Here is a 12,514-nt window from a genome sequence, read left to right as displayed (position 1 = left end):
CGGCTTCGAACAACACGTGTTCGGCTGATCCGAGGCGCAGTCCTACAGTTGCGTTCATGAGCAAGCCTCTCGATATCTCCAGCAGCGGACCGACGCAGCTGTCGGCGATCAGCATGCCCGGCGGGGCGGCCCGCTGATGCCGTTGCCGCGGTTGGCACCCCCCGCCACCGTCGACCCGGCAGCGGTGGCTTCGAGTCGAGTCGCAGGATTGTGGGGGCTGATCACCGGCTGATGGTGTTCCACTGACCGGTCACCAACGATTCCGTCGCCGCCGACAGCGGCTTAACTGGAAAATTGTGAGCAACGACATCTCGCTGGCCGAGCTGCAGGAATTCATCGCGGAGTTCTGGTACCACTACGACGCGGCGCACTACGACGACCTGGCGGCCCGATACGCCGACGACGTCCGTTATCTGACCCGGAGCGATTCGGGCGCCAGTCCTTTCGAAGAATTGATGTCCCCGGAGCTGCGCGGGCGCGACGCGGTGATGGAGTGGTTAGCCGATCACCGCCGGCAAAGCCCGTACCCGCTGCGCCATCACGCCACCAACGTGCACCGTGCCGGCACCGACGGCGAGATAACCCGCGCCCGCTTCTACATATTCGTCAACCAGATTGCGAATTTCGTTCCGTTCGCGGTATCCAGCGGCCTGGCCAACGTCGCGGTGCGGCGCGGTGCCAATGGGCTGGAGTTCACCGAGATGGATATCGTCCTCGACACCACCGACTCGGTTCCGCTGTCCGAGGCCACCGTCGTCAGCGCTGCCGGTTCCTAACCGGTGGACGCCCGGGATGTATTTTTCGGCGGGGTGGCTGTCATCACCGGTGCCGGCGCTGGAATCGGTGCCGGGCTGGCACGGCATGCCAACCGGCTGGGGATGACCGTGGTGCTCGCCGACGTCGATGCGGCCGGGATCGCCGCGCTCCGGGAAGAGCTCTGTGATGCCGGTGGTTCGGCCGAGGAAATGGTATGCGACGTGCGCGATCCCGAGGCAGTACAGCGGCTTGCCGAGCGGGCTTATCACGACCTTGGACCGGTGCGCCTCCTGGTCAACAATGCCGGCGTCGAACAATTCGGGTATCTGTGGGACACACCGCTGCAGAACTGGCAACGCGTCGTCGACGTCAATATCAGTGGCGTCTTTCACGGTGTGCGTGCGTTCCTGCCGAGGATGCTGGCCGCCGCGGAACCCGCGTGGGTGTGGAACCTGTCGTCAATCGGCGGGGTAGCGACCGTACCGCTACAGGCGCCGTACATCATGAGCAAGCATGCGGTGCTAGCGCTCACCGAATGCCTGCGGTTAGAAGTGCAGTTGGCCGGGCACAACGATCACGTCCACGTCCAGGCGGTACTGCCAGGTGCGGTAGTGTCAAACATCTTTGAGACCGCCGGCGGAGTCGACCACGGCGATGTGGCCGCCGCGGAGTCGCAACGCTCGGCCATGCTCGACATCAAAGCCAACGCCCTGAACGCTTTGACCGCCGCCGAAGCAGTGTTCGACCAGGCGGCAGAGGGCCGCTTCTACCTGCTCACGCAACCCGAGCATGTCGGCTCGGCGATGGCAGATCGCGCCGAAGCCCTTGTCTCCCAGCGGCCTCCCACGTTACGCCGGCGCCGATTCGACCCCGCGGGACAGTGAGCCTGGATCCCGACGCTGCCGCACGCGTCGCCTCTTTCGGACCAATTCCGCCCATGCGCCAACGCGGCCTGCCCGCCGTGCGGCAAGCGGTCGAAGCGGCGCCCCTTCCCGGCGATATGCCGGAAATGGCGGCCGTCGAGGACTGTGCGGCGACCGGCCTCGACGGACCGATCCCGTTGCGCGTCTACCGTCCGAGCCGTGCAGCCGGCGCGCCGGTGCTGCTGTATTTCCACGGTGGCGGAATGGTTCTCGGCTCCAATCATTCGTTCGAGCCACTGGCGCGGATGCTGGCATCCGAAAGCGGCGCGACGGTCGTGGCGGTGGATTACCGGCTCGCGCCCGAGAATCCGCCGCCCGCCCAGTTCGACGACGCCTACTGTGCGACCACGTGGGTCGCCGAAAACGTCGATCGACTCGATGTTGATCCGACTCGGCTTGCGGTGGTCGGCGACAGCGCCGGTGGCTCATTGGCGGCGGCTGTCGCGCTGGCCGGACGCGACCGGGGTGGCCCGCCGATCTGCTGTCAGGTGTTGTTGTATCCGGGGCTGGACCGGGATATGGGGGCGCCGTCGATCAGAGCGCTCGCCGACGCCCCGATGCTTTCGCTTGATGACATCAGCTACATGCACGAGCTGGCCGACCGAGGTGCCGGCACAGGGGACGACGCGTATCGGGTGCCTGCAGATGTCACTGACCTTTCCGGGCTGCCGCCGGCGATCGTCGTCACCGCCGAATGCGATCCAATCCGTGACTGGGGTGAGCGCTACGCAAACCGCTTGCGCGATGCCCGGGTACAGGTGACCATGACCCGCTACCCCGGTATGTACCACGGCTTCTTGATGCGCTCCGAGGCCACCGCACGGGGTCGACTGGCGATCGCCGAAGTCGGCGCGCTGCTGCGCGCGAAGTTCGCTCATCCGTTGAAGTTCTGACGGTTTGACGTCCCGATCACCGGACACCTGTGCGCTGCAATGCCGCTGGCAGCCGCAGAATCGAAAAACCAGCGGCAAACCAAGAGGAGACCCGATGCTCACCGATCAGCGGCGCATGGAACTGTCCGACGTCCTGCGGCCCGCGTCGCCGCCACGGGAGGTCGACGATGTCTACACGGACTACCAGCGCGACCTACTGCTGGACACAGTGCACGGCAACGGGCCGTGGAAGCTGATCCTCGCTCACCACTTCGCGTCGGCTGAAGAGCTCATTGCGACCATGAGCGGCGTGTTTCCCGAAGGCTTCGAACCCTCGCTGGATCTGTTTCTGACTCCGACCTTCCGCGGCTTCCTGGCGAACTACGGCACGGTGCTGTATCCAGAACTGCACGATTGCTTTTACAACGCGCGCTTTGTGGAGATGGCCAAGGCCTACTGGAAAGCCGACTACGCCAAACCACAGATGATGCTGTTCAACATCAACGGCCCATGCGCCAATCGCGACCCGGGACATCTGGATTCGCCGAGCTTCCGCGGTGTGCGGTATGAGAACGCGCCGACGTGGCTGACCAGTGTCATGGGCAAGTCCGGGCTATTTCAGGATTACCTGATCAAGATGGCGCAGGTGATTACCTGGTTCTCACTGGATTCGGGCAGCGGCTTCACCTATTGGCCGGATGGGCCGCTCAAGCCGCCGCAGCGGGTGCTGCCACCGGTGTACAACCGCGGCGTCGTGGTGCAAAACGAGATGATGGTGCACCGCGGCGAAGCTAACGGACCCCTGGATGAGCAGATCCCCGCCGGGCTGAGCTTCGGCACTGTCTTTACCGGCGACCCGGCCGAGCGCGACTGGTGGCTGCTGAAGAACGGCGACGACGTGGTCGCCCGCCACCACACCGACCAGCTGCGCTTCCTGGTGCACTGGTCGGCAGAGGTGTTCTCCGACTTCGACGAGTTGAAGAAGAACATGGACGGCTCCGATGACCTGACCATCGAGCAGGCCATCGACACCCTGGTCAAAGACGTCAACGCGCAGGGCATCAAACTCGCGACGCCGGACGACCCGCTGCACGACCCGGAGTTCATTCGCACCCTCAACGCGGCCTATGACTTCGGAGGCCCGTCGATCTATCCGGAAGAAGCACCGATCAGCGCCTTCCAGCTGGCTTAAGGAGACCGGCGGGTGCCTGCTATCTGGACCGTTTCATCGACAACCGGCAGGTCGCCGTGGCAGGCTGCGTCGGCAACCGAGCCGCTGAGCGCCGAACACGCCAGGAACACACCGCGTCCCGAGTGTGCGGCGAGGTTCTGGGCGTCCCGCCGTTCAAGGCAAAGGGCGGAGGCTTGCGCATCCCATTGCACGCTGGTCTGATCCCAGCTGCTCTTTCGCGCCAGGACCTGCGCACCGCAGCGCCGGCAGGCTACCGACACCATTGGACAGTCGGATAGCCGGTTGTCGACCCGAGCAGTCATCAGGTGGCTCCCGCCGCCGACCTCGCGGCGAGGTTCGCTTCAACCACCTTCATCCACTCCTGGCGCGGACTGGTGGTATCCAGCTCATACTCGAAGCGATCCACCATGTCCGGCGTCACGTCGGCGACGTCGACGTAGAACTGCTCATACCAGCGGCGTAGTTGATAGACCGGGCCGTCCTCCTCGCACAACAGTGGATTGTCGATGCGCGCCTTGGTCTTCCAAATCGCAACGTCCTGCTCGAAGCCCATCTTGACGAAATCGCCCAGGCCGATCGCGGTCTGCACCGCGAGCTCATCGGGCAGCGCCTCGGACTTTTTCACGATGATGCCGTACTGCAGCACAAAGGATTTGGCGTCGATCGGGTAGTGGCAGTTGATCAGCACCGTCTGGTGGTCGGCGTCCTCATAGTGATACGTCAGGTCGTCGATCATGAAGGACGGCCCGAAATACGACGCGACTGACGTGGTTCCGAGCATCTGCGAGGCGCCCGGTTCGCCGACGTCCGGGCGGCCCGCGCTGTTCATGTACTGAGTCGCAATGTGACCTTCGAAGATGTTCTTGAAGTGCGTTGGCAGCGACCCATGGATGTAGAAGAAATGCGCCATGTCGACGACGTTGTCGATGATCTCACGACAGTTGCTATTGACGGTTGTCGTGTACCAATGCCAGTCGGTCCATTCGTCAGTGGTCGCACCCTCGATACGCGGGATGGCGACTTCCGGCGGCGGCGGGTTGCCCTGCGGGTCGTTCCACACGAACAACATCCCGTCTTGCTCCAGCGTGGTCCACGTCGCGGTGCGGGCCAGCCTGGGGACCCGCTTGCTGTAGGGAACCTGCTTGCAGCGGCCGTCTCCGCCCCACCGCCAATCGTGGAATGGGCAGGCGATCTCGTTGCCCTTCACTTCACCTTGCGACAGATCACCGCCCATGTGGCGGCAATACCCGTCGAGGACATTGATCCTGCCGTCCCCGCTCCGGAAGATCACCAGCTTCTGTCCGAACGCATGCACGGCATGCGGCTTGCCGTCGCCGAACTCCTTGGCCAGGCCGAGACAGTGCCAGCCGCGAGCGAACCGAGACGGGACGGCCTCCACTTCGATGTGCCGAATCTGGTCGGTGTTGACTTGCAACGTCATGTCCTTGTTCTACGACTGCCGGTCGGCTTATCGCGGTGGCCATCCCGCTGGCAGGGAGAACAGTTCACGGCGCCGACTTGGCGACCTAGTGTCATCGTCGTGACGACCTTTCCCTCAGGCATTATCCCCGCCGATGTGCCTGTCCGCGATAGCACCGTTGACCTCCTGGTCGTCGGCTCGGGCACTGGAATGGCAGCGGCGTTGGCCGCCCGGGAACGCGGCTTGACGGTACTGATCGTTGAGAAGTCGTCGCATGTCGGCGGCTCGACCGCCCGCTCGGGCGGCGCCTTGTGGTTTCCGGCGAGCCCGGTCCTTGCCGAAAACGGCGGCGACGACAACGTGGAACGTGCCCGAACGTATCTCCAGTCGGTGGTGGCGGGCAGCGCTCCTGCCGAGCGGTCCGTCGGCTACCTGCGCAACGTGACCGCCACCGTCGAGATGCTGCGGCGCACCACACCCATGCGGTTCATGTGGGCCAAGGACTATTCGGACTACCACCCCGAGGAACCGGGTGGAACCGCCGCCGGCCGTACCTGCGAGTGCCGGCCGTTGAACTCGGCGATCCTCGGCGAGTACCGAGCCCGGCTGCGCTCGGGGGTCCTCGAGGTCAAGGTGCCGATGCCCACCACCGGGGCCGACTACCGGTGGATGAATTTGATGGCCCGGGTTCCACGGCGGGGTATCCCGACCATCGCCAAACGCTTAGGTCAAGGCGTGGGCGGAATGCTGCTCGGTCGGCGTTATGTCGCAGGTGGGCAGGCCCTGGCGGCCGGGCTCTTCGCTGGGGTTCTGCGGGCCGGGATCCCGATATGGACCGACACCGAGCTACATCGCGTTATCACCGATGGCAGCAGAATCACCGGCGCGGTGGTCTGCCACGACGGGCAGGAGGTCACGATCACCGCGCGGCGCGGCGTGGTATTGGCCGCCGGCGGGTTCGACCACAACATGGCCATGCGGTGGAAGTTTCAGTCGGAATCCCTCGGCAAGCACATGAGCCTGGGCGCGGATACCAACACCGGTGACGCCATCCGCACCGCCCAAGACATTGGTGCCGCAATTGATCTGATGGACCAAGCATGGTGGTTTCCGGCCGTGGCACCGCTGCCGGGTGCCGCTCCGTTGGTGATGCTGGCCGAGCGGTCCCTGCCGGGCTCGCTGATCGTCGACCAGCACGGCGTGCGATTTGCCAATGAAGCAACGGATTACATGTCGTTCGGGCAACGCCTGCTGGAACGGGAACGCTCGGGCAACCCGGTGGAATCCATGTGGATCGTCTTCGACCAGCACTATCGAAACAGCTATGTCTTTGCCGGTGAGCTGTTTCCCCGTATGGCGATTCCGCAGAAGTGGTACGACGGCGGTATCGCCCATCGCTCGGATGAGCTTGCCGAGCTGGCCGCCAAGATCGGCGTACCGCGGTCGCAATTCGTAGCTACCGTTGAGCGTTTCAACCAGATGTCGCGAGCCGGCGACGATTCCGACTTCCACCGGGGCCGCAGCGCCTACGACCGCTACTACGGTGATCCGACCGTCACTCCGAACCCCAATCTCCGCGCTTTGAACAACGGCCCGTTGTATGCGGTGAAGATGGTGCTCAGCGACCTCGGCACCTGCGGCGGTCTGCGAGCCGACGATCGCGCTCGGGTACTGCGCGAGGACGGCAGCGTCATCGAGGGCTTGTACGCGATCGGCAACACCGCGGCCAACGCGTTCGGAACCACATATCCCGGTGCGGGCGCCACCATCGCCCAGGGGTTGGTGTACGGCTACATCGCCGCCTGTGATGTCGCCGGGCCGTGATCAGTCCGGTTCTTCGGCGTCGGCCTTCTTTTCGACTTCGTACCAGAATTCCGGTGTGGGCCAAGAAATCTTGGTCGGGCTTCCTTTCCCCGGCTGGGGGAAAGCGGCTTCGGCTTCGTCGAGCTCTTTGATCATCTTCAAGGCAAGCTCCCGCTCGTTGGCGTAATACCGCTCGGCCCACTGCAATGCGACGCGGGCGTATGCCCAGGACGGGTCGACACCGGCCCACCGTGCGTCCTTGGACGCCTTGCGGTGCATCTCGTCGGCATACGCCACGTGTTCTTGCAACACCTCCTTCAGCCGTTCCGGGGTGGTGAGATGCCCCAATGTCACCCGCAATAGCGGGCCATGCTTGAGCGTCGGCGGGTCGACCGGCGCCTCGTTCGCCCAACGGGTTACCGCCGCCAGCCCGGCTTCGGTGATTTTGTACAGCCTGCGATTGCGGGCGCCACCCGTGTTCTCGACGCGCGAGGTCACCAGGCTCAGTCTTTCGAGTTTCTTGAGCTCGGAGTAGATCTGACTGTAAGCCGGGCTGCCGTAGTAAAAGCGCATGCTCCAGTCGATCCACTTCCGGATGTCATAACCGGAGAGTTCGTATTCGTACGACAGCACGCCGAGCAGCGCCCAGCTGGTCGCCGCAAGATTCGGCTTGTCCGGCGGACTGCTGCCTCCCATCTGGCCAGGTTAACAACGTCGGCACCGGCTTGACGTCCGCTCACCACTGGCCGGGACACGACATTGCCCAGCGGACGGGCCATCACGCAGGATTTGTCCGTGACATCCAACGAGGAACGCGCACAGCTCGAGGCGGTATCTGGGCCATTAGCCGATTCGGTGCGCCGCCTCATCGACGCCACAATCAGAACGCAAGTCGACGCGGCGGCGCTCGCCGAAGCCAAGAGCAAAATCGATTGCGCCACCGAGGCACTGAGCGCGGCATTGATGCCGGGCTCTTTCGGCGTATGGCAGACCGCCGGTGGTCAACCGATGGCATGGGGCAACGTCATGATCGGACTGCGCAACCCGATCGCCCCGCCACTGGTCGTCCACCACGGAGCCGACGGCCTGGTGTGGACGGACTTCGTCCTTGGGGCGGCCTACGAAGGCCCGGCCGGCCACGTACACGGCGGCGTGTGCGCGATGGTCCTCGACCATGTCCTGGGCGCAACCGCGCACAAGCCGGGAAAGCCTGCCTATACCGGCACCCTCCGCGTCCGCTATCTGCGGGGCACACCGCTCGGTGCATTACGCGCGAAGGCACACGTCGACCGCGTGGAGGGGGCCAAGACATTCGCCGTCGGTCACATTGCCGACGCTCAGGGCACCACCGTCGAGGCTGAAGGCGTGTTCATCCACCCGCGGGAGAAGCGGTCATGAATCGCTAACCGCGCGCAGGCGCGAGCCGCTTGAGGGCCAACCCGCCTTCGAACGGCCGGTATCCGAACGCCGCCGGGGCACGATATCCGGTGTCCTCGAGCGGCGTGTGCACCTCGGCAACCTTCGGCCCGATCTTGGCGGCGACGGGCAGCAACTCGCCGGGGTCGAACCGATATAAGCGACTTGCGTTGCCGCCCAGAATCTTCCGGCATTCGTCCGTTGACCTGTCGTGCAAAGCCCAGCGGATCGCCAACTTGGAATGCGGCGCGAACCCCTCCTCGTGCGGATAGTCACTGCCCCACATGATGTGCTCTGCTCCCATGAAATCGATCATCATCGAGTCGTAGGGCGCCAGCTCGCTGGCCAGATAGCAGTTCCGTTGGGCGTATTCGCTCGGGGACATCGTCAGCTCGTCGACCGAGGACCCGCCGAACATCCCGTAGGTGCGATTGCCGGCCTCGGACTTCATGGTGGGCACCATGGCGTCGAGCACGGCCAGTTGCGGCTGCACCCAGAGGGTGCCTTGTTCGGTGGGCACGAACCGCAAGGTCGGATACCGTTCGAACACCCCGGCCAGGATCAGGTGCCCGAGCGTGCGGTTGGCCCAAATCGCCATCTCGGTAACCAACACCGCGTTCGACGCGGGCTGGTCCATCGGCATCTCGGGGCTACCGGCCCCCGCGTGCTGCACCACCGTCAGGTCCAGGTCCGCGCACAGCGCCCAGATCGGTTCGTAGCGGGTGTGGAAGAGCGGGGCGACGTTCGGGTCACCCGGTGAGACCGGCGGGATCAGCACACCACCGAAGCAGTCCTGCTCGACGCCCCAGCGGATCTCCGACATTGCCAACTCGACATCGTTCGGGAAAATCTGAATCAACCCGCGACGTCGGGCCGGAGCCAGCGAGCAGAAGTCGACCTGCCAGCGATTGTGGGCTTGGACGCCGGCCCAACGTTTCTCGAACTCGTCACGTGTCCGGGGCAGGCTGATGGTGATGTTGGGAGTAGTCGGGAAAAACGGCGGAACTGTGTTGGGCAGCAGCACCTCGCCGGCCACCCCGTCGGCGTCCATCTCGGCAATCCGCAGCTCATGGTCCCAGTTTCGGTTGGCGGTGGCGATGATCAGGTCGTCGAACGGGCTGACGTACTCCTTGGCCCAGGAGTCAAACTCGTCGTGCAGGCCCGCGGGCAGATACGGCTTGTAGTCATGCAGATCTGCCCCGGCGTGAGTATCCGTCGAGATGACGACATACCGATCGATCGTGTCCCAGGTTGTAGCCATCGTGTCCTCCGCCGACATCGCACGTACAAAAACCAGCATCCAGATTCTGCTCCACGATTGCCAAGACGCGCTCTCATTGACCGGAACACGCGGCAAGGTAGAGACCATGGACATCGGATTCATCGGCCTGGGCAACATGGGCCGCGGTATGGCCGCCAACCTGGTCGACGCGGGGCACGCCGTCACCGTCTACAACCGCTCCCCCGCGAAGGCCGAGACATTGGTTCAGCAAGGCGCGGTACACGCGCGCACGGTGGCAGACGCGTGCGGCGGTGACGTCGTGGTCACGATGCTGGCTGACGACCCGGCGGTCGAAGACGTGGTGTTCGGTGAGCACGGTGTGCTGTCGTCGTTGCAGGCCGGCGCCACCCACGTCTCGGCGAGCACCATCAGTGTCGAATTGTCCAAACGCCTGACCGCCGCACACGCCGACGCCGGGCAGCATTACGTCGCCGCGCCGGTGTTCGGCCGCCCCGAAGCCGCAGCTGCTGCAAAGCTTTTCGTGGTCGCCGCCGGCCCACCACAAGTGCTCGATTCAGTAGCCCCACTGTTCGATGCGATCGGCCAGCGGACTTTCGTAGTGTCAGGCGAGCAGCACACCGCCAACCTGGTCAAGCTGTCCGGCAATTTTCTGATCGCGTCGGTGATCGAATCGCTAGGCGAGGCGATTGCATTGGTCCACAAGGCCGGCGTCGATCCACTGCACTACGTCGACATTCTGACGTCGACGCTGTTCAGCGCGCCGGCCTACCAGACCTACGGCAAGCTGATCGCGAGCCAAGAGTTCGAGCCGGCCGGATTCGCCGCAACGCTGGGACTCAAGGATGTCCGACTGGTGCTCGCCGCCGCCGAGGACATGCAGGTGCCGCTGCCGGTCGCCAGCCTGCTGCGCGACCGCTTCCTCAGCTTGCTGGCCAACGGTGGCGGCCACTTGGATTGGTCGGCGATCGCCACGCTCGCCAGCCGGGACTCGGGCTCAGACCACTCCGCGTAATCCGTCAGCCCCGAACGCCGGTTCCAGCATTGCGGTGAAGTCGGGGCCTCGGCGCAACATGTGGCCGCCGTCGACGTTGATGATCTGACCGGTGATCCAGCCGGCGGCGTCGCTGAGCAGAAACATCGCCATGTTGGCGATGTCTTCGACCTCGCCCACTCTGGGCAGCGGAGTGCACATCCGGTAGTCCTCGCTCAGCTCCGGCGATTCGGTGATCGCCGCAACGAGCTCCGTGCGAATCAGTCCGGGACGGATGCCGTTGACCCGCACCCATGACGGGCCGAGTTCGTCGGCAGCCAACATCATCAGGTGGTCGAGCGCCGATTTAGTCACCCCGTAGGCGCCGAACCAGCGGTGGGTATTGCTGGCCGCGATCGACGAGATCCCGACGAATGACCCGCCGCCGCCGCGGACCAGTTCGCGGGCGGCGTGCTTGAGCACATACATGGTGCCGTTGACGTTGAGGTCGACGGTGCGACGCCACGCGTCGGAGTCGACTTGGGTGATCGGCCCGATGGTCTGCGACCCGCCAGCACAGTGCACGACGCCGTGCAGGCGGCCGTGCCAGGCCGTCGCGGCGTCGACCACCCGTGCCGCCTGCTCTTCGTCGGTGATGTCGGCCGGCTCGGGTCGGACTTCGCCGCCGATCTTTTCGGCGACCGTCGCCAACCGGTCGGCGTCGCGGCCCACGATCACTACCGCAGCCCCGGCGGCGGCTAAGCCGGCGGCTACGCCCTTGCCGATTCCGCTTCCACCGCCGGTGACCAGGTAGGTACGGTCCTCGAACGAAAGCTGCACATTGGCTCCTTAAGGTTGCGCGAGAAGACGCAGAATCGCACGTCCGAGCGCCGGATGATGCGATTCTGCGTCTGTTCGCCAAGAATTACGGCTCGTCCCGGCGGGCCACTTTCGACGGCTTCGCGGTACGCCAGTCCTCGACGTCGGGTGGCAGGCCGATGGGGTATCGATTCTCGTTGTGCGCCGCCCAATGCGCATGCCCGAGCTCGTGAACGTGGAATGCGTGCCGCAGCGCCTCGGTGAATCCCATCGCATCGGAAGCCGCGTTGACCGAGTCCTTGATCAGCAGCGCTCCCATCGTGGGCCGTTCGGCGATACGTCGCGCAAACTCCAACGTCTTGTCCTCGAGCTCGTCGCGCGGAAAGACTTTGGACACCATGCCCAGCCGGCAGGCCTCGTCGGCGTCCAACGAATCACCGGTCAGCAGTAGCTCTTTGGCTTTACGGGGACCGAATTCCCAAGGGTGAGCATAGTATTCGACGCCTGGCATACCCATGCGGACGCCGACGACGTCGCTGAACTTCGCGTTGTCGGCGGCGACGATCAGATCACACGCCCAGATCAGCATCAGACCTGCGGAGATCGCGTTGCCCTGGACCTGGGCGATCGTGATCTTGCGCAGATCGCGCCACCGGCAGGTGTTCTGGAAAAAGAAGTGCCACTCCTGCAAGTAGGTCTTCTCGGCAATCGGCTCCCGGGTCGCACCGTACCCGCGGAACGTCGGGTGCTGGCCCGGGCCGGGCTTACGCTCCAGCAGCGCTGCCTCCGACCCCAAGTCGTGACCGGCCGAGAAGTTCTTGCCGCGCGCCGCCAGGATCACCACCCGAACGTCGTCGTCCGCCTCGGCGCGGGCGAATGCCTCGTCGAGCTGCACCAGCAGAGTCCGGTTCTGCGCGTTGTGCGCGTCGGGCCGATTAAGCCAGATCCGGGCGATTCGGCCCTCGTCGAGAGTTTCGTAGGCCACCAGATCGGCGGATTCGCCGTTGACCGCGCTGGCGCCGGCATGATCCGGGCTCGTCATTGTGCCCACCTCGCTTGTTCTCGTTCCAGACGCTTTGCACATTACGGCCAGAACGTAA

General features: G+C 64.6%; 13 protein-coding genes. 7 read left to right on the top strand and 6 right to left on the bottom strand.

Annotated elements, in window-relative coordinates; translation table 11 throughout:
* The first annotated feature begins 296 nt into the window (after nt 1-296).
* The 4 genes from AC5Y42_RS17530 to AC5Y42_RS17515 all read left to right on the top strand — a co-directional run bounded on the left by AC5Y42_RS17530 (nt 297) and on the right by AC5Y42_RS17515 (nt 3,743).
* Nucleotides 297-776 carry a nuclear transport factor 2 family protein gene (locus tag AC5Y42_RS17530; RefSeq protein ID WP_499899867.1) on the top strand — a complete coding sequence of 160 codons (480 nt, stop codon included), beginning with the start codon at nt 297-299 and terminating at the stop codon, nt 774-776.
* A 3-nt stretch (nt 777-779) separates the two neighbouring features.
* Nucleotides 780-1,640 (top strand): SDR family NAD(P)-dependent oxidoreductase, encoded by an 861-nt coding sequence (locus AC5Y42_RS17525; RefSeq protein WP_499899866.1) that lies wholly within the window; start codon nt 780-782, stop codon nt 1,638-1,640.
* Nucleotides 1,641-1,693: 53 nt separating this feature from the next.
* Nucleotides 1,694-2,572 carry an alpha/beta hydrolase gene (locus tag AC5Y42_RS17520; RefSeq protein WP_499899865.1) on the top strand — a complete coding sequence of 293 codons (879 nt, stop codon included), beginning with the start codon at nt 1,694-1,696 and terminating at the stop codon, nt 2,570-2,572.
* Between the two features lie 94 nt (nt 2,573-2,666).
* Entirely contained in the window at nt 2,667-3,743 is a 1,077-nt protein-coding gene (locus AC5Y42_RS17515) for a hypothetical protein (RefSeq protein WP_499899864.1), read from the top strand.
* Here AC5Y42_RS17515 and AC5Y42_RS17510 read toward each other — a convergent pair.
* Nucleotides 3,740-4,045: a ferredoxin gene (locus tag AC5Y42_RS17510; protein WP_499899863.1), complete on the bottom strand. Its 306-nt coding sequence runs from the start codon at nt 4,043-4,045 to the stop codon at nt 3,740-3,742. The genes AC5Y42_RS17515 and AC5Y42_RS17510 overlap by 4 nt on opposite strands.
* Nucleotides 4,045-5,184, bottom strand: a complete 1,140-nt coding sequence (locus AC5Y42_RS17505; RefSeq protein ID WP_499899862.1) for a 3-ketosteroid-9-alpha-monooxygenase, oxygenase component — start codon at nt 5,182-5,184, stop codon at nt 4,045-4,047. Before AC5Y42_RS17505 ends, AC5Y42_RS17510 begins: the two co-directional genes overlap by 1 nt.
* 99 nt (nt 5,185-5,283) lie before the next feature.
* On the opposite strand from AC5Y42_RS17505, the gene AC5Y42_RS17500 reads away from it, so the two are divergent.
* A complete protein-coding gene (locus AC5Y42_RS17500; RefSeq protein WP_499899861.1) occupies nt 5,284-6,987 on the top strand; it encodes a 3-ketosteroid-delta-1-dehydrogenase in 1,704 nt (567 codons plus the stop codon).
* Here the strand turns inward: AC5Y42_RS17500 and AC5Y42_RS17495 are convergent, their stop codons facing one another.
* Nucleotides 6,988-7,662, bottom strand: coding sequence for a PadR family transcriptional regulator (locus tag AC5Y42_RS17495; RefSeq protein ID WP_499899860.1), 675 nt, complete (start codon nt 7,660-7,662; stop codon nt 6,988-6,990). It abuts the gene before it with no gap.
* Between the two features lie 99 nt (nt 7,663-7,761).
* Here AC5Y42_RS17495 and AC5Y42_RS17490 point away from each other — a divergent pair, with 99 nt between their 5' ends.
* A complete protein-coding gene (locus AC5Y42_RS17490; protein WP_499899859.1) occupies nt 7,762-8,364 on the top strand; it encodes a PaaI family thioesterase in 603 nt (200 codons plus the stop codon).
* 4 nt (nt 8,365-8,368) lie between these two features.
* Here AC5Y42_RS17490 and AC5Y42_RS17485 read toward each other — a convergent pair whose 3' ends face one another.
* Nucleotides 8,369-9,643, bottom strand: a complete 1,275-nt coding sequence (locus AC5Y42_RS17485) for an amidohydrolase family protein (protein ID WP_499899858.1) — start codon at nt 9,641-9,643, stop codon at nt 8,369-8,371.
* Nucleotides 9,644-9,749: 106 nt separating this feature from the next.
* Here AC5Y42_RS17485 and AC5Y42_RS17480 point away from each other — a divergent pair, with 106 nt between their 5' ends.
* Nucleotides 9,750-10,637: an NAD(P)-dependent oxidoreductase gene (locus AC5Y42_RS17480; RefSeq protein ID WP_499899906.1), complete on the top strand. Its 888-nt coding sequence runs from the start codon at nt 9,750-9,752 to the stop codon at nt 10,635-10,637.
* Here the strand turns inward: AC5Y42_RS17480 and AC5Y42_RS17475 are convergent.
* Nucleotides 10,620-11,435, bottom strand: a complete 816-nt coding sequence (locus tag AC5Y42_RS17475) for an SDR family oxidoreductase (protein WP_499899857.1) — start codon at nt 11,433-11,435, stop codon at nt 10,620-10,622. The two genes, AC5Y42_RS17480 and AC5Y42_RS17475, sit on opposite strands and share 18 nt — an antisense overlap.
* An 85-nt stretch (nt 11,436-11,520) precedes the next feature.
* The gene (locus AC5Y42_RS17470; protein ID WP_499899856.1) at nt 11,521-12,456 is read right to left on the bottom strand and encodes an enoyl-CoA hydratase; all 936 of its coding nucleotides are present in this window, start codon (nt 12,454-12,456) and stop codon (nt 11,521-11,523) included.
* Between the last annotated feature and the right edge of the window lie 58 nt (nt 12,457-12,514).

The organism is Mycobacterium sp. NGS48 (genome assembly GCF_059812585.1).
The sequence above is the reverse complement of the archived record's forward strand: the minus strand, read 5'-3'. Positions and strand labels throughout refer to the sequence as shown.